Genomic DNA, 20,589 nt, shown 5'->3' on the forward strand with positions numbered 1-20,589 from the left:
CCGGGGGCACCGGGTGACCGGGGTGAGCGATCAGATCAGCAGGAGGCACTGTGAGCAGCGACCGGGACGAGATCCGCGGCGACGGGATCACCCCCGGCGACGAGCCCGAATCGGATCTGGAGAACACGGGCGAGTTCACCATCGATTACACGCCGCCCGCCTGGTACACGCAGAACAGCGGCGCCGCGACGCCCTCCGCTGGGCCCGCGGCACCCGCGCCGCCCGCGCCGGAGTACGGCCGGATGCCGGCGCCGCCGGAACAGTACGCCCCGGCCGCTCCGCAGACCGCCACTCCGCCGCCGACACCGACGCCGGCCGCCGCGCCCGCTGAGCCCCAGGACGCCGTGCCCGGCGACCACGCGCCCGCACCCCGGCCCGCATCGCCGCCCGTGCCACCCGCGCCGCCTTCAGCACCGCCCGCCGTGCCGGCCCGGCAGGGGCCGCAGGGGCCACCCGGGGACGCCGGACCGGTCGGGCCCGTGGCCCGGGAGGTACCGCAGGACGCACCGCCGGAGCCCACCGACGCGCCCGTTCGGCCGACCGAGGCGGAGCGAGCGGAGCCGGACGAGGAGCCGGAGGAGGAGCTCAGCGGGAGGACGATGCGGATCTCCGCCTCCGCGCTGCGCCGGGAGTTCGCCCGGCGGGACGCGGAGCGGGCCGAGCCGGGCGCCGACGCGGCCTCGGCCGTGGCGGAACAGGACCGGAAGCCCGCCGACCCCGCCGTCGCTTCGGGCAGCGGGGACGCCGGGGAACGGGTGGCTCCGGAACCGTCCTCCCCGCCCGAGGCCACTCGACCGCAGGACGCGCCCCCCACGGCTCCCGTGCCCCCTTCCGCTCCGGCTGCCCAGCCCTGGGAGCAGGGGCCGGGCAGCACGCCCGCCGGAGGGACGGCCGCGCCGCTGCCCCCGCTGCCCCCGCAGTACCGGTCGGCCACTCCCCCGCAGGGCACGCCGCCCGAGGTCGGTCCGCCTCAGCCCGCCCCTGCGCAGCACACCACGCCGCAGGCCGGGCCGGGCTACCCCGGCGCGGCCGCTCCCCGGTCGGCCCCTCCGGCAGCACCGCAGCCGCCCGCTCCGGCACCGCAGGCACAGCCGCAACCGCAGGCGCAGGCGCCGAACTACGGCTATCCGCAGGGCGGGCAGGGCGGAGGCTACGGCTTCCCGCCGCCGCAGCAGGCTCAGCAGCCGCACCACCCGGCACCGCACCCCCCGGCACCGCAGCCGCCCGTGCCGCATCAGCAGGGGCCCGGACCGAACCCGGCCGCGTCGGCGCCCGGCGACCCGCGCGCGGGTCACGCCTGGCCCGACCCCCGGCAGGCGCACGCGCAGCCGGGCTCGCTCGGCTACACGGCGTCGGTGGAGCTGAGTTCGGACCGGCTGCTGAACCAGAAGCGCAAGCCCAAGCCGCAGAGCAGCGGCAGGGGCGGCTCCCGCTTCCGGCTCGGCGCGAAGAAGGAGGAGGCCGAGCGGCAGCGGAAGCTGGCACTCATCCGCACGCCGGTGCTGTCCTGCTACCGCATCGCCGTCATCAGCCTGAAGGGCGGCGTCGGCAAGACGACGACCACGACCGCGCTCGGTGCGACGCTCTCCAGCGAGCGGCAGGACAAGGTCATCGCCATCGACGCGAACCCGGACGCGGGCACGCTCGGCCGCCGCGTGCGGCGGGAGACGGGCGCGACCATCCGCGACCTGGTCACCGCCATCCCGCACCTCAACAGCTACATGGACATCCGCCGGTTCACCTCGCAGGCGCCCTCCGGGCTGGAGATCCTGGCGAACGACGTGGACCCGGCGGTGTCGACGACGTTCAACGACGAGGACTACCGCCGCGTCATCGACGTCCTCGGCAAGCAGTACCCGATCATCCTCACCGACTCCGGTACCGGTCTGCTGTACTCGGCGATGCGGGGTGTGCTGGACCTCGCGGACCAGCTCATCGTCATCTCGACGCCCTCCGTGGACGGCGCCAGCAGCGCGAGCACGACGCTGGACTGGCTCTCGGCGCACGGGTACGGGGACCTGGTGCAGCGCAGCCTGACGGTCATCTCGGGGGTGCGGGAGACCGGGAAGATGATCCGGGTCGAGGACATCGTGGGGCACTTCAAGACGCGCTGCCGGGAGGTCGTCGTCGTGCCCTTCGACGAGCACCTGGCCGCCGGCGCGGAGCTGGACCTCGACATGATGCGCCCGCGCACGCGGGAGGCCTACTTCAACCTGGCGGCGCTGATCGCGGAGGACATCACGCGGCACCAGCAGTCGCACGGGCTGTGGACGCAGAGCGGTTCGGCGCTGCCGCCGCAGGTGGCTCCGCCGCTCCCGGGGCAGGCGGCTCCCTACGGCGCCCCGCCCCAGCACGGCACTCCCCAGCACGGCGCCCCGCCGCACGGCGCCCCGCCGCAGGGCCCGCCGCCCGGCGGATACGGGTACCCGGGCCAGCCGGGCCCGGCCCCGGACTGGCAGCAGCGGCGGCAGCCCGGCGGCTGACCGCCTGACGGGCTGCCCGGCTGACCCCGGCTCGTCTGACGCCCGCTCCGCTCCTGCGCGGGAGCGGGCGGGCAGCGGCGGGCGTCAGGCCGTCGGCCGGCCCGGGGCGGGCGGTGCGGTGGCGTCGGCGACGAGGGCGCGGGCCTTGTCGACGTCTTTCGCCATCTGGGCCAGGAAGGCGTCCAGCGAGGGGTAGGTCTCCTGCGGCCGGAGGTAGGCCAGGAAGTCCACGCCGACGTGCTGCCCGTAGAGGTCGAGGCCGACGCGGTCGATAGCGTAGGCCTCCACCGTGCGGTCGACGCCGTGGAACTGCGGGTTGGTGCCGACGGAGATGGCGGCCGGCATGGCCTCGTCGCCGACGACGAGCCAGCCCGCGTAGACGCCGTCGGCGGGTACGGCGGTGAAGGGCAGCGTCTCGACGTTGGCGGTCGGGTATCCCAGCTCCCGGCCGCGCTGCGCGCCGCGCACGACGATCCCCTCCACCCGGTGGGGGCGGCCCAGGACCTCGGCGGTGCCGGTCATGTCCCCCTCGCCGATGAGGCGTCGGGCCAGGCTGGAGGAGAACGGCACGCCGCCGCCCGCCTCGCCCTGCACGAACAGGTCCACGAGCATCACGTCGTAGTCGTAGCTCTCGCCGAGTTCGGTGAGGAGGGCGACGTCCCCCGCGGCCCGGTGGCCGAAGCGGAAGTTGGGGCCCTCGACGACGGTGCGGGCGTGCAGCCGGTCGACGAGGACCTTCACGACGAACTCGGCGGGCGGCAGCTTGGAGAACTCCGTGGTGAAGGGCAGCACCAGGACGGCGTCCACGCCGAGTTCGGCCATGAGGTCGGCGCGGCGGTCGTGCGGGGCGAGCATCGGCGGGTGGCTGCCCGGCTTGATCACCTCGCGCGGATGCGGGTCGAAGGTGACGACGACGGCGGGGACGCCGAGCTCCCTCGCCCGGGCCACCGCCTTGCCGATGATCACCTGGTGTCCTCGGTGGACGCCGTCGTACGAGCCGATGGTGACGACGCTGCGCCCCCAGTCCTCGGGGATGTCCGCCAAGCCACGCCAGCGCTGCACTGTGCCCGCTCCTCGGTGCTGCCGATGTTCCGTCGGGTCCAAGGGTGCCATGCGGCGCTCGTGGGCCGCTGCCCGGCACGGTCGGACAAGGATCACACCCCGTGTCGAGCCGGTCTCAGGCGAAGACCGCCAGGGACTTCGCGCGCCCTCGGCGCTCCTCGACGAGCGCGAGGAAGCGTTCGCCGGGGCCGAAGACGGCGATGGGCCCGGCGGGGAGCTGCGGCATGTCGAGCTGGACGCCGTTGCAGATGAGCTTGGCCTGCTTCTCCCCCACGTTCCAGCGGGGGAAGGCCTGGGTGACGGCCTCGCCGATGGGCAGGACGGTGAGCGTCTGCTGCAGGGCGTCCAGGGTGTGCGACGCGGCGACGGTGTAGGGGCCGACGCGGGTGCGGCGCAGTGCGGTCAGGTGGCCGCCCACGCCGAGCTCGGCACCGATGTCCCGGGCGATGGCCCGGATGTAGGTGCCCGAGGAACAGACGATGGAGACCAGGAGGTCCTGGACGGGTGTGCCGTCCTCGGCGGTCTCCTGCCGGACGTCGTGCACGACGAAGGAGGAGACGGTCACGGGCCGGGCCGCCAGCTCGACGTCCTCGCCCTCGCGGACCCGGGCGTAGGACCGCTTGCCGTTCACCTTCACGGCGCTGACCTTGGACGGGACCTGCTGGATGTCACCGGTCTGGCGGGCGACGGCGTCGTCGACGGCGGCCCGGGCGATGCCGTCGGCCGGGGTGGAGCCCGTGGGCTCGCCCTCGGCGTCGTCGGTGACGGTGGTCTGCCCGAGCCGGATGGTGGCGAGGTACTCCTTCTCGGTGAGGGCCAGGTGGCCCAGCAGCCGAGTGGCCTTGCCGAGACCGAGGACGAGTACGCCGGTGGCCATGGGGTCGAGCGTGCCGGCGTGCCCGACGCGGCGGGTGCGGGCGATGCCGCGCATCTTCGCGACGACGTCGTGCGAGGTGAAACCGGCGGGCTTGTCGACGACGACCAGGCCGTCGGGCGGGGCCGGACGGTCGCTGCGCCCGGCGGCCGCGGGAGTCTCGGGGGTGTCGGTCACGGATCAGACGTCCTCGCCGTGCCGGCCGCCGGGCTCCCCGTCGATGCCGTCCTCGACGCCGTCATCCTCGTCGTCCTCGCTGCCGGGCTTGCGGTACGGGTCCGCCTCCCCGGCGAAGCGCGCTCCGGAGGCGGAGGCCCGGACCTGGGCGTCCGACTCCTTGGCGCGGGCGAGGAGGTCGTCGATGGTGCGGGCGTTCTCCGGCAGGGCGTCGGGTACGAACGTCAGGCTGGGCGTGAACCGGACCCCGGTCTGCCGCCCGACCTCGGAGCGCAGGACGCCCTTGGCGGACTCCAGGGCGGCGGCGGAGGCGGCGCGCTCGTCGTCGTCACCGTAGACGGTGTAGAAGACGGTGGCCTCCCGCAGGTCGCCGGTGACCCGGGTGTCGGTGATCGTGACATAGCCGAGCCGCGGGTCCTTGATGCGCCGTTGCAGTGTCTCCGCGACGACGACCCGGATGCGGTCAGCCAGCTTGCGTGCCCGCGCGGTGTCGGTCATGTGATCACTCTTTCCGTTCGGTCAGTTCGTGTGCGTGCCGGGCCGGACGCGTGGCCCGGCCGGGCGGTCGGGCGGTCACTCATCGTCTTCGCCGTGGAAGCGCCGGCGTACGGACAGCAGCTCGATCTCGGGCCGGCCGGCCACGAGGCGTTCGCAGTCGTCCATGATCGCGCTCGCGTGGGCGGCGTCCCCGGAGACGACGGCGAGCCCGAGCCGGGCCCTGCGCAGCAGGTCCTGGTCGCCGACCTCGGCGACGCTGACGGCGAACCTGCGTTGCAGCTCCGCGATGATGGGGCGAACGGCGGAGCGCTTCTGCTTCAGCGAGCGGACGTCGCCGAGCAGGAGGTCGAAGGACAGGGTCCCTACATACATGCGGTGCGGGTCAAAGCCGACCCGTGAGGCCTCATCCGTTGGTCAACGGTTCGTGCGGAACACCTGAAACCGTACACGCACCCGGGGTGGCGATTCGACGGATATTCGCCGGACGCGCTCCGGGGCATGGGGGCAGCGGCGGGCCCGTCCGCCGAGCGGGTGGCTCGGCGGACGGGCCCGGGCCGGTGTCAGCACCGCACCGGACGCCCGGAGGCGTCCGGCGGGTGTGTCACACGCGCCACGTCACACGCGGGGCTTCTCCCGCATCTCGTAGGTGGCGATGACGTCGTCGACCTTGATGTCGTTGTAGCTGCCGAGGTTGATACCGCCCTCGAAGCCTTCGCGGATCTCGGTGACGTCGTCCTTGAAGCGGCGCAGACCCTCGATGTTGAGGTTCTCCGCGACGACCTTGCCGTCGCGCAGGAGGCGGGCCTTGGTGTTGCGCCGCACCTCGCCGGAGCGGATGAGGACACCCGCGATGTTCCCCAGCTTGGAGCTGCGGAAGACCTCGCGGATCTCCGCCGTGCCCAGCTCGACCTCTTCGTACTCGGGCTTCAGCATGCCCTTCAGGGCCGCCTCGATCTCCTCGATCGCCTGGTAGATGACCGAGTAGTAGCGGACGTCCACGCCCTCGCGCTCGGCCATCTGCGTCGCGCGGCCTTCGGCGCGGACGTTGAAGCCGATGACGATGGCGTCGGAGCCGGAGGCGAGGTTGATGTCCGACTCCGTGACCGCGCCGACGCCGCGGTGCAGGATGCGGATGTCGACCTCTTCGCCGACGTCGAGCTGGAGCAGCGAGGACTCCAGGGCCTCGACGGAACCGGACGCGTCGCCCTTGATGATGAGGTTGAGCTGCTCGACCTGGCCGGCCTTGAGCACCTTGTCCAGGTCCTCCAGGGAGACCCTGCGGGTGCGCTTGGCGAACGCCGCGTTCCGCTCGCGGGCGGCGCGCTTCTCGGCGATCTGGCGGGCGGTGCGGTCCTCGTCGACGACGAGGAAGTTGTCGCCCGCGCCCGGGACGTTCGTCAGACCCAGCACCAGGGCCGGCATGGAGGGGCCGGCCTCCTCGATGTTGTTGCCCTTGTCGTCGAGCATGGCGCGCACGCGGCCGTAGGCGTCGCCCACGACCATCGTGTCGCCGACGCGCAGGGTGCCGCGCTGGACCAGCACCGTCGCCACGGCGCCACGGCCGCGGTCGAGGTGGGCCTCGATGGCGATGCCCTGGGCGCCCTGCTCCGGGTTGGCCCGCAGGTCGAGGGAGGCGTCGGCGGTCAGGACGACGGCCTCCAGCAGGGAGTCGATGTGCAGCCCCTGCTTGGCGGAGATGTCGACGAACATGGTGTCGCCGCCGTACTCCTCGGCCACCAGCCCGTACTCGGTGAGCTGGCCGCGCACCTTGGTCGGGTCGGCGCCCTCGACGTCGATCTTGTTGACCGCGACGACGATCGGGACGTCGGCCGCCTTGGCGTGGTTGAGCGCCTCGATGGTCTGCGGCATCACACCGTCGTTCGCGGCGACGACCAGGATCGCGATGTCCGTGGACTTCGCACCACGGGCACGCATGGCGGTGAACGCCTCGTGACCGGGGGTGTCGATGAAGGTGATCCGGCGGTCCTCGCCGTTGACCTCCGTCGCCGCCTGGTAGGCACCGATGTGCTGGGTGATGCCACCGGCCTCGCCCTCGATGACGTTCGTCTTGCGGATCGCGTCGAGCAGGCGGGTCTTACCGTGGTCGACGTGACCCATGACGGTCACCACCGGCGGACGGGAGACCAGGGCCTCTTCGCCGCCCTCGTCCTCGCCGAACTCGATGTCGAAGGACTCGAGCAGCTCGCGGTCCTCCTCCTCCGGGCTGACGATCTGGACGACGTAGTTCATCTCCTCGCCGAGGAGCGCGAGCGTCTCGTCGGGGACGGACTGCGTGGCGGTGACCATCTCGCCCAGGTTGAACATGACCTGGACCAGCGACGCCGGGTTGGCGTTGATCTTCTCCGCGAAGTCCGTGAGGGAGGCACCACGCGACAGCCGGACGGTCTCGCCCTTGCCGCGCGGCAGCATCACGCCGCCGATCGAGGGCGCCTGCATCTGCTCGTACTCCTGGCGCCTCTGCCGCTTCGACTTGCGGCCGCGACGCGCCGGGCCGCCGGGACGACCGAACGCGCCCTGCGTGCCGCCACGGCCGCCGGGGCCGCCGGGACGACCGGCGAAGCCGGGACGACCACCGCCGCCGGGGCGACCGGCGAAGCCGCCGCCACCGCCGCCGGGACCGCCGGGACGACCGGCGAAGCCGCCGCCACCGGGACGGCCACCGCCGCCGGGACGACCGCCGGGGCCGCCGCCTGGACGACCGCCGCCGGGACCGCCGCGACCGGGGCCGGGACGCGGGCCGGCAGCGGGACGCTGCGGCATCATCCCCGGGTTCGGACGCGGGCCGCCGGGACGGGGACCGCCCTGGCCGGCGCCCTGCGGACGCGGCATGTTGCCGGGGGTCGCACGGCCGCCGCCGGGGGCCTGCGGGCGCGGGCCCGCCTGACCGCCGGGGCCGGGACGGCCACCGCCGCCGGGCTTCGGGGCACCGCCGCCCGGACGGGGAGCCTGCGGGCGGGCCATGCCGGTGTTGCTGCCGGAGGTGAAGGGGTTGTTGCCCGGACGAGGACCGGTCGAGCGACCGCCCGACTTCGGGCCCGAGGCCGCCGGCTTCGGGGCACCGGGCTTCGGGGCACCGGGACGGGCGCCACCGGGCTTCGGCGGCGTCTGACCGGCCGGGGGCGCGGTGAACTCGGGGCGCGACGGGGCCGGCTTCGGGGCCCCGGGGCGCGCGCCACCGGGCTTGGGCGCCGTGCCGGGCCTGGGCGCGGCGGGACGGCCCGCGTCCGCGGCCGGGCGGGTGGCCTCGGCGCTGGGGCGCACGGCCTCCTCGGCCGGCTTGGCGGCCTCGGCGGGCTTGGCGGCCTCGGCGGGCTTGGCGGCCTCGGCCGGCTTGACCGGCTCGGGGCCGGGCTTCGGGGCGCCGGGGCGCGGGGCGCCCGGCTTGGGGGCGCCCGGACGGGCGGCGGGCTTGGGGGCACCCGGCTTGGGTGCTGCTGATGTGGGGGCCGCCGGCTTCGCGGCGGGCTTCTGCGACTTCCTGGCGCCGCCGCCGGACGCGTCCAACGCGTCGGTCAGCCTGCGTACCACCGGCGCCTCGATCGTCGAGGACGCCGAACGGACGAATTCACCGAGTTCTTGGAGCTTGGCCATGACGACCTTGCTTTCCACTCCAAGCTCTTTGGCGAGCTCGTATACCCGGACCTTAGCCACTTCGCTCCTTAGACGGTCCGGGGTGGTCGTCCGCCGGACCTTCGCTACTTATGCATGGGCGTACTCATCGCGTACTCATCGAGTGCTCATCGCAATCTCGACCTACTTCCGACTCGCGAGGTACCTCGTCCGCACGACCATCCGTGCGGACCTTTTACGTTCTTACGGTGTTGCGTTGTGCTCGGTGTCCCCGGCCTCCCGGGGCGCCCGCTCCACGTACCGGCGCAGTTGCTCCGTCCCGAGCGGACCGGAACCTCCCGTGACCCGGAAGGCCCGCGGAAACGCCCGGCGCCGGAGCGCCAGATCGCAGCAGGCGAGGCTGGGATGCAGGTACGCACCCCGGCCGGGCAGCGTACCGCGAAGATCGGGGACGCATTCGCCCTCGATCACCACCACACGCAGCAGGTCGGCCTTGGCCGATCGTTCCCGGCACCCCACGCAGGTGCGCTCGGGGCAGGCTGGGTCACGTGTGCGGCCAGACACCGTCTAAGTCTACCTCCCCGCGTGCGGTTCCCCTTGGCGGGGGGTGACGACGCGATAGCGGATACGGACGGCGGGGTGTTCCCCGCCACCGGGTCCGGCCGGACCGCCTCCGCGCACGGCGGGACGGCCCGGTCGGCGGCCGACGTCAGACGCCCGCCGCCGCCTCCCCCGGAGCCGTCCCGGAGTCCTCACCGGACTCCTCGCCCGGCGTCCGGTCGGGGCGGATGTCGATGCGCCAGCCGGTGAGACGGGCCGCCAGCCGGGCGTTCTGCCCCTCCTTGCCGATGGCCAGCGAGAGCTGGTAGTCCGGCACGGTGACCCGGGCCGACCGGGTGGCCTCGTCGACGACCTCGACGCGGCTCACGCGGGCGGGCGACAGGGCGTTGGCGACCAGTTCGGCGGGGTCGTCCGACCAGTCGACGATGTCGATCTTCTCGCCGTGCAGTTCGGCCATGACGTTCCGCACCCGGCCGCCCATGGGGCCGATGCAGGCACCCTTGGCGTTGAGGCCCGCACGGGTGGAACGCACCGCGATCTTGGTGCGGTGGCCGGCTTCGCGGGCGATGGCCGCGATCTCCACCGAACCGTCGGCGATCTCCGGAACCTCCAGCGCGAACAACTTGCGCACGAGGTTGGGGTGGGTGCGCGAGAGGGTCACGGAGGCGCCGCGCACGCCCTTGGCCACCCGCACGACGTAGGAGCGCAGCCGGGTGCCGTGCCGGTAGACCTCACCGGGCACCTGCTCCTGCGGCGGCAGGATGGCCTCCATCTTGCCGATGTCGACCAGGACGCTCTTGGGGTCCTTGCCCTGCTGGACGACGCCGGTCACGATGTCGCCCTCACGCCCGGCGTACTCGCCGAAGGTGACCTCCTCCTCCGCGTCCCGCAGGCGCTGGAGGATGACCTGCTTGGCGGTGGTCGCGGCGATCCGGCCGAAGCCGGTCGGGGTGTCGTCGAACTCGCGCGGCTCCTGGCCCTCCGCGAGGTCGGCGGCGTCCTCCTTGGCCCACACCGTCACGTGGCCGCTGTCGCGGTTCAGCTCGACGCGGGCGTGCCGGCGGCTGCCCTCGGTGCGGTGGTAGGCGATGAGCAGCGCCGCCTCGATCGCCTCGACCAGCAGGTCGAAGGAGACCTCCTTCTCCCGGACCAGTCCCCGCAGGGCGCTCATGTCGATGTCCACGGCTACGCCTCCCCGTCACTCTCGTTGTCGCTGTTGTCGTCGTTGTCGCTGTTGTCGTCGTTGTCGCTGTTGTCGTCGCGGTCGTCGCGGGCGGCGGGACGGTTGAACTCGATCTCGACCCGCGCCCGGGCGATCTCGCCGAGCTCCACGCGCCGCCGGGTGGGCTTGCGCCCCTTCACCCCGGGCACCTCCAGGTCGAGGCCGCTCGCGTCGACGGCCAGCAGGCGGGCCGTGAGGTCGCCGCCCTCGTGCAGCCGGGCCGTGATCAGCCGGCCGACGGCGCGGCGGTAGTGCCGCGGCTCGGTCAGCGGCCGGTCGGCGCCCGGGGAGGTGACTTCGAGGACGTAGGGGGCCGAGCCCATCGGATCGTTCTCGTCCAGCGCGGCGGAGGCGGCCCGGCTCAGTTCGGCGCAGGCGTCGAGCTGCACACCCTCGTCGGAGTCCACGACGACGCGCAGGACGCGGCGCTTGCCGGCCGGCGTGACGGTGAGTTCTTCGAGATCCAGCCCGCGCTCGGTGACGAGCGGCTCCAGCAGCCCGCGCAGCCGATCGATCTGGGTGGTGCTCATCCGGGTGACTCCTCGGCCGCGTGTGCTGTTGTCAGGGGTGGCTCGGTGATGCTCGGGTGACGCCTGGTGGAGAACAGCGACGGCCGATGTCGACCGCCGCGCCTCTCGGCGTGTCCGGCTACAGCCTAGCGCGTCGCGCCGACCGTGCCGGACGCCCGGCGCCGGTCGGGTGCCCGCCCCGCCGCCGCTCGGGTGCCTGCCGGGGGCACGCCGGGGACGCCGGTCGGGGCCGGTGGGGGCGCCGGGTACGCTCACGGCACGGTGATCAACTGTTCTGGTCCCGCTCCTCCTGCCGACGAACTTGCCTGTGGGGTGTTACGTGGTGTCGCATCCGCCCGGACCGCCCTCCAGACGCAGCCTCCTGCGCACCGGCGCGGTCGGCCTGACCGGCCTCGGTGTGGTGGGAGCGCTCGCCCTCACCACCGGCTGCTCGGGCGGGGGCCGCGAGGAACGGGAACGGCGGGCGGCCGAACGCGGCGCCCGGTTGCGGCGCGCGGCGGCGGCGGACAGCGCCGCCCTCCTGAAGCGGTACGACGCGACGAGCGCGGCCCATCCCGGCCTCGCCGCACGGCTGGCGCCGCTGCGGGCGGACGTCCTGCGGCACACCGAGGCGTTCGGCGGCGGGCGGCAGGACGACCCGGAGGCGAGTCCGTCCCCCGGTGCGGAGGTGCCGGGAGAGCGGGCGGCGGCGCTCGCGGAGCTGGCGGGTGCCGAGCGCCGCACGGCGCGGGAGCGGGTGCGGGCCCTGGCGGACGCCCCGCCGGAGCTGGCCAGGCTGCTGGCGTCCGTGGCGGCGGCCGGCGAGGTGCACGCGTTCCTGCTGGGCGAGGCAACGGCCGGGGGTGCCTGATGGCGGAGACGCGGCGGTCGGAGAAGGAGCACCCGGAGACGGAGCGCTCGGAGAGGGAGCTGACGGCTCTCCAGGCGGCGCTGGCCGCCGAGCACGCGGCGGTGTACGGCTACGGCGTGGTGGGCGCGCGGACGGACGCGGACGGCCACCGGGCGGCGCGGGAGGCGCACACCGCGCACCGGGCCCGGCGGGACGCGCTGGCCCGGGCGGTGCGGGAGCTGGGCGGGACGCCGACGGCGGCGGCGGCCGGGTACGTCCTGCCGTACGCGGTACCGGACGCGGCGACGGCGGCACGGTTCGCCGCCGAGTTGGAGGACCGGGTCGCCGGGGTGTACGCCGATCTGGTGCGGGCGGGTGGCGGGGAACGGCGGCGGGAGGCCGCCGGGGCGCTGCGCGAAGCGGCCCTCCGGGCGGCGCGCTGGCGGGGTGGCGGCGTAGCCTTCCCTGGTCTTGCCGAACGCACGGCCGACGCCCGGAGCGGGGGCGGTGCGGACGGCAGCCGGTGACCACCCCGCGGTGGCCCGGTGACGGGCGATTCGACGACCGACGGAAAGGCACCGCCAGCACATGGCCTCCGCTCTGCCCCCGCAGCCGCCGCAGCGTCTGGTCCGCGCCCTGAGCCCGGACCACCCCTGGCTCGCCGGAGTTCCGGCGCTGTCGCAACGGCTGCTGGAGCAGTGGGAGCTGACGCCGGAGCGGACCGTGCTGCCGGGGGGCCGGACCAGTGTGGTGGTGCTGGTGCGGCGGGCCGACGGCAGTCCGGCGGCGCTCAAGCTGTGCGCCCCGAACGGCGCGGGGGCACGGGCGGAGGCCGCGGCACTGGCCCGTTGGGACGGCCTCGGGGCGGTGCGGTTGCTGCGCTCCGACGTGGCGGCGGGGGCGCTGCTGCTGGAGCGGCTGCACGGTGAGGTCTCGCTGCGGTCGCTGCCCGAGGACAAGGCGATGCTGGAGTCCAGCTCGGCGGTCCGGCGGCTGTGGGTGCCGCCCGAGGCGGGCGGGTTCGTGTTCACCACGGTGGCCGAGCACACCGGAGCCGAGGTGGAGCGGGTCCTCGGCCGGGCGCCGGAGGACGTCCGTCCGCTGGTGGACGCGGCGCTGGCGGTGCGGGGCGAGCTGCTGGCCGACGCCCCGGAGGGCGTGCTGCTGCACGGTGACTTCCGGCAGGGCGCGGTCCTGGCGTCGGACGCCGACCGCTCGCCGTGGCTGGCCGTCGGGCCGGAGCCGCTGGTCGGCGAGCCGGCGTTCGACCTGGCCCGGCTCGCCCGCGACCGGCTGCACGACCTGGTGGCCTCCCCCGGTGCGGGGGCGGCCACGCGGCGCCGCGTGCAGCGGCTGGCCGACTCGCTGGACGTGGACCGGGAGCGGCTGCGCGGCTGGGCGCTGTACCGGGCCGTGGAGTCGGGCGTGCGGCACGTCCTGGCCGGTGACCGGGAGGACGGCGAGCTGCTGCTGGAGTTCGCGGCCTGGCTCTGACGGGGGCGGGTGTCAGCGCCTCAGGCGGCGCAGCGGCAGGGGTGCGCCCATGACGGCGTAGGGGTGCGGTGCGCTGGGGAAGAGGACGCCGCGCGCGAGGTCGTGGTAGCCCAACCGCCGGTAGAGGGCGCGGGCCGGGCTCTCGGTGTCGACGGCGGACAGGATCGAGTGCGGCTGCGGGGCGTCGTCGGTGAGGGCGGTGATGAGCCGGACGCCGAGGCCGTGCCGCTGGTGGGCGGGGTGGACGTGCAACTCCGTGATGGTGAAGGCGTGGTCGAGCCAGGCGTCGGTGCCCGCCCGGCGCAGGTAGGGCTCCACGACGGTGGACCACCACTGGGCCCGGTCGTTGGGCAGCCCGTACACGAAGCCGACGAGCCGCCCCTCGCGGGTGGTCGCCCCGAGGGCGCGGGCACCGGGCACGGTGAGGTGACGCAGCACGATGGGGCGGCGGATGCCGATCTCGTCGTCGGTGAGGCCGAACGCCAGCGCCTGGACGGCCAGCGCCTCGTCCACCCGGGCTGCCAGGTCGAGTGGTCCCACCTCCACGTCTGCCATGGTCAGAGCCTACTCGTGGCGGGGGTCGCGGCGCGGCCCGCCGGCGTCCCGGCCGGGCCCGCGGAGCGGTCGGGACGCGGCCGGGCCACCGGACGGAGGCGGTCGGCGCGGGTCAGCCGTCGGCCGCGGGGGACGTCGCGGGGACGGCGGGCGCCCCGGCCCAGCGGCGCATGGCGGCGGGCAGTTCGACCGCGGCGCGTTCGCGGCTTCCGGCCCAGGCGCAGTAGCCGTCGGGGCGGACGAGGATCATCTCCGCGTCCATCCACGGGCCCTTGACGCCGCCGACCCTGCCCCGCAGTTCCCTGACGAGGGATCCCCACGGGTCGAGCAGGCCGGAGGGCTGGTTGCCGCTCTGGTCGACGAGGACGAAGGTGCCCGCGCCCATGGCGTCGTAGAGCCGGTCGCCCTGGGCCGGTCCAGTGCGGAAGGAGAGGTCCGGCACGCGGTGGCCCGCGGTGCCCTTGGGGCTGCGGGAGTCGGCGGTGGTGGGGTAGGCCGTGGCGATGCCGGAGAGGTGGCCGACGGCGAGTCGGTGGCCCTTGGGGACGCGGGTGGCCGTGGAGACGCCGACGAGCCGGGCGACGCGGGCGGGCAGGGCGTCGGACGTCATCATGCGGGTGGCCATGTCGGTGACCTTGATGACGCCCTGGGAGACGCGGCGGCGCTCCTCCTGGTAGGTGTCGATCAGCCGGTCCGAGCCCCGGCCCAGGGCCACGGCGGCCAGCTTCCAGCCGAGGTTCATGGCGTCCTGGATCCCGAGGTTGAGGCCCTGTCCGCCGAGCGGTGAGTGGACGTGTGCGGCGTCACCGGCGATGATCATGCGGCCCTTGCGGTAGGTCTCCGCCTGCCGTTCCTGGATGCGGAAGCGGGAGGTCCACAGGGGTTCGCTGGGGCGCAGGTCCTTGCCGAAGAGCCGCACGAGGGTCTCGCGGACCTCGGCCAGTGTGACGGGGTCGTCCGACCAGGACTTGCTGCGGTCGATGACGCCCAGGCGGTACCAGCCGTTTCCGAAGTCGGTGCAGACGACGAGACCGGCCCGGCCGACGTGGATGAGCAGTTGCTCGTCGAGCGGCACTCCGAGTTTCACGTCCGCCACGATGATCGTGTACGGGTACATCTCGCCCTCGAAGGCGGCGCCCATCGCGTGGCGCACCGCGCTGTGCGCGCCGTCGCAGCCGACGAGCCAGGGCGTGCGCTCCTCCCACCCGCGATCCTCGGACTCCAGCCGGTAGACGACCTCCTCGCCCTCCTGCCGGCAGCCCGTCAGCTTCACGCCGCGCTCGATGGTGACGCCGAGCCTGCGGGCGCGCTCTTCGAGGATCGCCTCGGTCTCCCCCTGCGGGATGATCGTGAGCTGTCCGTAGTCGCTGTGCAGGCGGCGGAGGTTGAGCAGGGAGTTGCCCAGGCTGACCCGGACCTGCTTGACGGGGTTGGCCCGCTCCAGGACGGTGTCGGCCATGCCGCGCGTGCGGAGCACCTCCATGGTGCGGCCGTGCAGACCGAGCGCCCGGGACTCCTCGGTGCGGTGCGTGCGGCGCTCGACGACCTTGCAGCGCACGCCGGCGAGGGCCAGCTCGCCCGCGAGGCACAGACCGGTGGGACCGGCCCCCGCGATGACGACCTCGTAGTCACTTCCAGTGGCCATGTCGGCACTCCTCTCTTGAACTGATCCCCCGGTGTGGTCGACCATGTCGGTAACTCATCACGTAATGAACTCTACAGTTGTAGAGTTCTTGCGACAACAGAACCGGAACGCGGACCGGCGCGACCGCCCGAGCCCGCGACGAGACGGATCGCCGTGCCGCACGGCTGTTTCGCTGCAGCGCCTGACCAGCAGCGGTGACGGAAGAGGAGACCCCATGACCACGGCCACGACCCCCAGTCCGGAGCCGGCGGCGACGCTCGCCGGCGGTGCGCCCGTCGCCGAACTGGAACACGTCGACCTGGTGTTCAAGCGGCGTGGAGCCGAGCCGTTCCAGGCCATCACCGACCTGAGCCTGCGCATCGAGCCGGGGACGGTCTTCTGCCTGCTCGGGCCCAACGGCTCGGGCAAGACGACGGTGATCAACCTGCTCAGCGGCCTGCTCAGGCCGACGGACGGCCGGGTGCGCGTCCTCGGCATGGATCCGTCCGGGGAGCGGAGCAGGCTGCTGCGCCGTATCGCACTCGCCCCGCAGGAGACCGCCCTGTACTCGGACCTGACGGGCCGGGAGAACCTGGAGTTCCACGCCGACTACTACGGGGTGCCCAGGGCCTCGGCGCGGCGACGCATCGACACCGTGCTCGAACTCGTCTCGCTCACCGAGCGGGCCGGGCACCGGGTGGGGACGTTCTCCGGCGGCATGCAGCGCCGGCTGACGCTGGCCCGTGCCCTGCTGACCGAGCCGGACCTGCTGTTCCTCGACGAACCGACGCTGGGCGTGGACGTCCAGTCGCGCGAGTCCATCTGGGACCGCGTCCAGAGCCTGGCCGCCGAGGGCCGCAGCGTGCTGCTGACCACCAACTACATGGAGGAGGCCGAACGCCTCGGCCAGCGCGTGTGCATCATCGACCGGGGGCACCGCGTCGTCATCGGCACCCCCGACGAGCTCAAGGCCCAGGCGCAGCGGCGGCGGCTGGAGCTGACCTACGCCTCCGCCGAGGCCGCCGCGTCCGCACAGCCGCTGCTGAGCGACGGCTACCGGGTCGGCGCGCACGAGCACCGACTCCTCGTCGAGGTGCCCGAGGACGCCGACCACGTGGCGTTCCTGCGGTCGGCGCTCGACCGGCTGGACGGCGGGCCGACGATCGTCGGCTTCCGGTTCAGCGAGCCCAGCCTCCAGGACGTCTTCCTCCACTTCACCGGCCGCGACCTGCGCGACTGACCGAAGATCCGGCCGCCGAACCGAGAACCTGGAGGACCCATGTGGAGTGCGATCCGCGCCATGGTGCGCAAGGACCTCACCCTCTCCCGCAGAAGCCCCGTCTTCGTCGTCATCACCGTGCTCGTACCGCTCGTCTTCGTCTCGCTGTACGCGCTGCTCGTCACCGTCTCCACCACCTCCCCCGTCGCCGTCGCCAAGGAGGGCGGCGGGCCACACAGCGAACGGCTCCTGCAGATCCTGCGGACCATGCACAACACCGACGGGGAGCTGTTCGAGATCCGCACGACGGATCCTGGGGAGGCGCGCGGGATGTTCGCCGCCGGGGAGGTCGGCGCCGTGCTGACGATCCCCGCTGACTTCGACGACCGGGTCTCGGCCGGCGAGCCGGTCGAGGTGCCCCTGCGCGTCTACAACATCAACGCCGACGGCACGAAGAACTTCGAACTGCGCGCGGAGGGCGCGGTGCGGGAGTTCGCCCGGGACACGGGGGGAGGCGTGCCCGTCACCACGGTCAGTGAGAACAGCTACTTCCGCGCGGACATGGGCACCAGCGCCTACCTCGGCACGGCCCTGCTGGTGTTCGCCGTGCTGTACGCCTCGATGGTCAACACCGGGACGCTCGTCGCCCGCGAGTGGGAGGACCGGACGGCCAAGTCGCTGGTGCTCTCCCCGGTGGGCAACGCCCCCTTCCTGGGCGGGAAGTGGCTGAGCGCCGGCGTCCAGACGCTGGTGGGGCTGGTCCTCGTCCTGGCCGGGCTCGCGTGGCTGCTGGACTTCCCCGCGCTCTCGCTCGGCGCCACCAGCTGGCTCGGGCTCCTGGTGCTCTTCGCCTACGGCAGCGCGCTGGGAACACTGCTGGGCGTCACGCTCCGCCGCTCGCTGCCGCTCGTCCCGCTCTGCGTCGTGCTGGCGATCGTCCACTTCTTCCTCAGCGGCTACGAGTCCTACATGCGCGGCTTCGCGCACGGGGGCGCGGTGGAGTGGCTGTGGGCGAGCACCCACTGGTGGCCGACGGCGGGTCTGACCCAGGACCTCCGGCTGGACGCGACCGGGCTCGGCGACGGCTCCACGGACTGGACCGCGCTGGGCGGCACCGCCGGGATCGCGGCACTGCTGACCCTGCTCGCGGTGGTGCGGATGCGGCGTCAACTGCGCTTCACCCAAGGCCAGTGAGAGGAACGACGGAGGCTGTGATGAACGAGATGATCCGGGGCGCGCTGGCCGCCCACCGGCGCAACGTGCGGCTGCTGCGCCGCCGGCCCGACCTGGTGGCGCAGGGCGTCCTCGTCCCGCTGGTGGTCCTGGTCCTGTGCGCCATTCTCTTCGGCTCCTGGGGCGACCGCTGGCCGGTGGGTGTCATCGACCGGGCGGACAACGAGAGGTCCGCGGCCATCACGGACTCCCTGGCGCAGTCCCGGTCCAACGTCGATCTGTACTTCGAGACGATCGAGGACGACCCGAGCGCCGCTCGGGAGATGCTGGAGGACGGCCGCCTCCAGCTGGTGATCACCATTCCCGAGGACGTGGCCACGACCAACGAGGTGCGGATCTCGACGTACAACGTGAACACCGACGCGACGAAGAACCTGCGCTTCCGGGTCGACGACGCGCTCAACATCCACGACGAGGTGCGGGGGGCGCTGCCGGCCACCGTCGACCTCCAGACCGTGGCCGAGGAGGACGTCACCCGGGCCGCGTTCATCGCGGGCGGCGTGCTGCTCCTGGCGCTGCTGCTCGGCTCGATGCTGCTGGCGGCCAACGTGTTCGCCGTCGAGGAGGAGGGGCGCACGGGCAAGGAGCTGCTCATGTCGCCCTTCGGGGCCGTACCGGCGGCCCTGGGGTGCGTGCTCACCTCCTCGCTGCTGGCCTACCTGAGCGCCGTACCCACGTATCTGACGGGGCTGCTGCTGTTCGGGTTCACCCCGGACGTGGGCTCACTCGTCCTCGTCCTGCTGTTCATGCTGCCGCTGCTGGTCGCGGCGGCGGGGCTCGGCGTCCTGCTCGCACAGCTCCTGCGCCAGCACCGCGCGATCCAGCCTCCGGTCATCCTCGTGGCCATCGCCACGTTCTTCGTGGGCGGGGGGTTCGTCAGCGTTCCCGGCATGCCTCCGACGGCCCGGACCATCGCGGAGTGGTGGCCGCCGTCGCGGGTGTTCGAGTGGAGCAACCCGGTGCTGCACGACTTCGCCGGTTCCTACACCGCCGGCCAGTGGGCGTGGGGCGTCGTCTTCGCCCTGCTCGGGCTCGCGGGCGCGTTCTGGGCCGGCCGCCGCGAGCTGGCCGCGCCCCGGCGCAACGGGCAGTAGGGGCCGACGCCCCGCGGCGCCGAAGGCCCGGTCCGGGTTCGCCCCGGGCCGGGCCTTCGGCGTGGCCACGGGCTTCCCGTCATCAGCTGCACTGGCCGTCCACCGGGCTTCTAGCGTGCTCGCCCAAGCTGCTCCGGAGCATCGCGTCACGCATGAACGACGGAGGACAGCCGTGAGCAGTCCGGAACACGCGGAGTGGATCGCCGCCACCGCCATCGGGGGGATCGCCCTCGTGCTGGTCGTGGGGGCGGGCTTCGCGGCGCTGGCGCGCCGGCTCGGGCAGCCGGCCGTCATCGGCGAGATCACCGCCGGCATCTGCCTCGGCCCGAGCGTCCTCGGACTGCTCCCCGGCGACCTGCCGGCGCTGTTCTTCCCGGTCGAAGTGCGCCCCTACCTCGGCATCGTCGCCCAAGTGGGCCTGCTGCTCTTCATGTTCACCATCGGCTGGGAGTTCGACTACACCTCGCTGCGCGGCCGCCGTCGCACCACCGGGACGGTGTGGCTGGGCGGCGCCCTCCTGCCGATGGGGCTGGGCGTGGGTCTGGCCGCCCTCCTCTTCGGCGCGCACGACACCGTGAACGGCGAGAGCATCCGGTTCCTGGAATTCGCCCTGTTCCTGGGAACGGCCGTCTCGATCGCCGCCTTCCCGGTGCTGGCCCGGATCATCACCGACAAGCGGCTGCACCTGAGCCGGGTGGGCAATCTCGCCCTGGCCCTGGCCGCGCTGGACGACGTGCTGGCCTGGTGCCTGCTGGCCGTGGTCGTCGCCCTGATCACCGCCTCGGGAGCGGCCGGTTTCCTCGGCGTGCTCGGCTGGGGGGCCCTGTACGTCGTCGTCATGCTCGCGCTCGTCCGGCCGGTCCTGGCGGCCCTCGCGGCCCGGGCCACCGCGTCGGCGGCGCCCTGGCTGGCCATGCTCGCCGCCGCCGGGGCGCTGGGCTCGGCCTACGTCACCTCGAACATCGGGCTGCACGCGATCTTCGGCGCGTTCTTCTTCGGCCTCGTCATGCCGCGCAAGGACCCGCAGCTGCTGCTGCGCCGCACGACCCTGCTGCCGCTGGAGCACGTGAGCAAGCTGCTGCTGCCGCTGTTCTTCGTGGTCACCGGGTTGTCGGTGGACCTGACGGCCATGACGGGGCAGGGCGCCGTCCACATGGTGCTGATCATCGTGGTGGCCTGCGTCGGCAAGCTCGGCGGCGTGCTCCTGTCGGCCCGGATGACGGGCATGAAGTGGCAGGAGTCGACCGTGCTCGGCCTCCTGATGAACACCCGGGGGCTCACGGAACTGGTGATCCTCAACGTGGGGTTGTCCCTCGGGCTGCTGAGCACCGAACTGTTCACGGCCATGGTGATGATGGCGCTGGTCACCACGGCCATGACCGCTCCCCTGCTGTCGTGGCTGCTGCGCCGCGTCGGTGCCGGCGGTCCGACGGCCGGTGGAAGTCCGGTGCCGCTCCCGGCACCGCCGGGCCCCCCGGTGGGCGCGGCGTCCCTCGTCGGCGGCGCGCCGTCCGGCTCCCAGCGCACCCCCTGAACGCAGCGG

18 protein-coding genes are annotated in these 20,589 nt (G+C 73.7%); 8 read left to right on the forward strand and 10 right to left on the reverse strand.

From position 1 onward, the window contains the following. Positions 1–50: 50 nt before the first annotated feature. Entirely contained in the window at positions 51–2,483 is a 2,433-nt protein-coding gene (locus V6D49_RS04735; RefSeq protein ID WP_340557381.1) for an SCO5717 family growth-regulating ATPase, read from the forward strand. An 84-nt stretch (positions 2,484–2,567) separates the two neighbouring features. Here the strand turns inward: V6D49_RS04735 and V6D49_RS04740 are convergent, their stop codons facing one another. The 8 genes from V6D49_RS04740 to rimP all read right to left on the reverse strand — a co-directional run bounded on the left by V6D49_RS04740 (position 2,568) and on the right by rimP (position 10,998). Further along, positions 2,568–3,545, reverse strand: coding sequence for a bifunctional riboflavin kinase/FAD synthetase (locus V6D49_RS04740; protein ID WP_340557382.1), 978 nt, complete (start codon positions 3,543–3,545; stop codon positions 2,568–2,570). A 115-nt stretch (positions 3,546–3,660) separates the two neighbouring features. Next, positions 3,661–4,596: a tRNA pseudouridine(55) synthase TruB gene (truB, locus tag V6D49_RS04745; RefSeq protein ID WP_340557383.1), complete on the reverse strand. Its 936-nt coding sequence runs from the start codon at positions 4,594–4,596 to the stop codon at positions 3,661–3,663. Between the two features lie 3 nt (positions 4,597–4,599). Further along, entirely contained in the window at positions 4,600–5,094 is a 495-nt protein-coding gene (rbfA, locus tag V6D49_RS04750; RefSeq protein WP_340557385.1) for a 30S ribosome-binding factor RbfA, read from the reverse strand. Between the two features lie 75 nt (positions 5,095–5,169). Next, a complete protein-coding gene (locus V6D49_RS04755; protein ID WP_340557387.1) occupies positions 5,170–5,466 on the reverse strand; it encodes a DUF503 domain-containing protein in 297 nt (98 codons plus the stop codon). Positions 5,467–5,709: 243 nt separating this feature from the next. Then, on the reverse strand, positions 5,710–8,766 hold the full coding sequence (gene infB, locus V6D49_RS04760; protein ID WP_340557388.1) for a translation initiation factor IF-2: 3,057 nt from the start codon (positions 8,764–8,766) through the stop codon (positions 5,710–5,712). Between the two features lie 162 nt (positions 8,767–8,928). After that, on the reverse strand, positions 8,929–9,249 hold the full coding sequence (locus V6D49_RS04765) for a YlxR family protein (RefSeq protein WP_340557390.1): 321 nt from the start codon (positions 9,247–9,249) through the stop codon (positions 8,929–8,931). Between the two features lie 145 nt (positions 9,250–9,394). Continuing rightward, the gene (nusA, locus tag V6D49_RS04770; protein ID WP_340557392.1) at positions 9,395–10,429 is read right to left on the reverse strand and encodes a transcription termination factor NusA; all 1,035 of its coding nucleotides are present in this window, start codon (positions 10,427–10,429) and stop codon (positions 9,395–9,397) included. A gap of 2 nt (positions 10,430–10,431) precedes the next feature. Then, positions 10,432–10,998: a ribosome maturation factor RimP gene (rimP, locus tag V6D49_RS04775; RefSeq protein WP_340557394.1), complete on the reverse strand. Its 567-nt coding sequence runs from the start codon at positions 10,996–10,998 to the stop codon at positions 10,432–10,434. Between the two features lie 322 nt (positions 10,999–11,320). On the opposite strand from rimP, the gene V6D49_RS04780 reads away from it, so the two are divergent. The 3 genes from V6D49_RS04780 (at position 11,321) to V6D49_RS04790 (ending at position 13,321) form a co-directional block, all read left to right on the forward strand. Next, on the forward strand, positions 11,321–11,848 hold the full coding sequence (locus V6D49_RS04780) for a hypothetical protein (protein WP_340557396.1): 528 nt from the start codon (positions 11,321–11,323) through the stop codon (positions 11,846–11,848). After that, positions 11,848–12,354 (forward strand): DUF4439 domain-containing protein, encoded by a 507-nt coding sequence (locus V6D49_RS04785; RefSeq protein WP_340557398.1) that lies wholly within the window; start codon positions 11,848–11,850, stop codon positions 12,352–12,354. Before V6D49_RS04780 ends, V6D49_RS04785 begins: the two co-directional genes overlap by 1 nt. 61 nt (positions 12,355–12,415) lie before the next feature. Next, a complete protein-coding gene (locus V6D49_RS04790; protein ID WP_340557400.1) occupies positions 12,416–13,321 on the forward strand; it encodes an aminoglycoside phosphotransferase family protein in 906 nt (301 codons plus the stop codon). Positions 13,322–13,333: 12 nt separating this feature from the next. On the opposite strand, the gene V6D49_RS04795 is transcribed toward V6D49_RS04790, so the two are convergent. Continuing rightward, a complete protein-coding gene (locus V6D49_RS04795) occupies positions 13,334–13,876 on the reverse strand; it encodes a GNAT family N-acetyltransferase (RefSeq protein WP_340557402.1) in 543 nt (180 codons plus the stop codon). Between the two features lie 112 nt (positions 13,877–13,988). Then, entirely contained in the window at positions 13,989–15,521 is a 1,533-nt protein-coding gene (locus tag V6D49_RS04800; RefSeq protein ID WP_340557404.1) for an FAD-dependent monooxygenase, read from the reverse strand. 214 nt (positions 15,522–15,735) lie between these two features. Here V6D49_RS04800 and V6D49_RS04805 point away from each other — a divergent pair, with 214 nt between their 5' ends. The 4 genes from V6D49_RS04805 to V6D49_RS04820 all read left to right on the forward strand — a co-directional run bounded on the left by V6D49_RS04805 (position 15,736) and on the right by V6D49_RS04820 (position 20,580). Further along, positions 15,736–16,740 (forward strand): ABC transporter ATP-binding protein, encoded by a 1,005-nt coding sequence (locus tag V6D49_RS04805; RefSeq protein ID WP_340557406.1) that lies wholly within the window; start codon positions 15,736–15,738, stop codon positions 16,738–16,740. Between the two features lie 39 nt (positions 16,741–16,779). Next, the gene (locus V6D49_RS04810; protein WP_340557408.1) at positions 16,780–17,913 is read left to right on the forward strand and encodes an ABC transporter permease; all 1,134 of its coding nucleotides are present in this window, start codon (positions 16,780–16,782) and stop codon (positions 17,911–17,913) included. A gap of 20 nt (positions 17,914–17,933) precedes the next feature. Further along, on the forward strand, positions 17,934–19,046 hold the full coding sequence (locus V6D49_RS04815; protein WP_340557410.1) for an ABC transporter permease: 1,113 nt from the start codon (positions 17,934–17,936) through the stop codon (positions 19,044–19,046). Between the two features lie 172 nt (positions 19,047–19,218). Then, complete coding sequence (locus V6D49_RS04820; RefSeq protein ID WP_340557412.1) at positions 19,219–20,580, forward strand: cation:proton antiporter domain-containing protein; 1,362 nt, start codon at positions 19,219–19,221, stop codon at positions 20,578–20,580. Positions 20,581–20,589 lie beyond the last annotated feature (9 nt).

This window comes from Streptomyces sp. GSL17-111, assembly GCF_037911585.1.
Classification (GTDB): domain Bacteria; phylum Actinomycetota; class Actinomycetes; order Streptomycetales; family Streptomycetaceae; genus Streptomyces.

Excerpts from the sequence above, each read along its gene's own strand:
- V6D49_RS04795 (WP_340557402.1), bottom strand. The coding sequence starts at position 13,876 with ATGGCAGACGTGGAGGTGGGACCACTCGACCTGGCAGCCCGGGTGGAC.
- V6D49_RS04810 (WP_340557408.1), top strand. The coding sequence starts at position 16,780 with ATGTGGAGTGCGATCCGCGCCATGGTGCGCAAGGACCTCACCCTCTCC.
- V6D49_RS04785 (WP_340557398.1), top strand. The coding sequence starts at position 11,848 with ATGGCGGAGACGCGGCGGTCGGAGAAGGAGCACCCGGAGACGGAGCGC.
- V6D49_RS04815 (WP_340557410.1), top strand. The coding sequence starts at position 17,934 with ATGAACGAGATGATCCGGGGCGCGCTGGCCGCCCACCGGCGCAACGTG.
- V6D49_RS04800 (WP_340557404.1), bottom strand. The coding sequence starts at position 15,521 with ATGGCCACTGGAAGTGACTACGAGGTCGTCATCGCGGGGGCCGGTCCC.
- rimP (WP_340557394.1), bottom strand. The coding sequence starts at position 10,998 with ATGAGCACCACCCAGATCGATCGGCTGCGCGGGCTGCTGGAGCCGCTC.
- rbfA (WP_340557385.1), bottom strand. The coding sequence starts at position 5,094 with ATGACCGACACCGCGCGGGCACGCAAGCTGGCTGACCGCATCCGGGTC.
- V6D49_RS04790 (WP_340557400.1), top strand. The coding sequence starts at position 12,416 with ATGGCCTCCGCTCTGCCCCCGCAGCCGCCGCAGCGTCTGGTCCGCGCC.
- V6D49_RS04755 (WP_340557387.1), bottom strand. The coding sequence starts at position 5,466 with ATGTATGTAGGGACCCTGTCCTTCGACCTCCTGCTCGGCGACGTCCGC.
- V6D49_RS04805 (WP_340557406.1), top strand. The coding sequence starts at position 15,736 with ATGACCACGGCCACGACCCCCAGTCCGGAGCCGGCGGCGACGCTCGCC.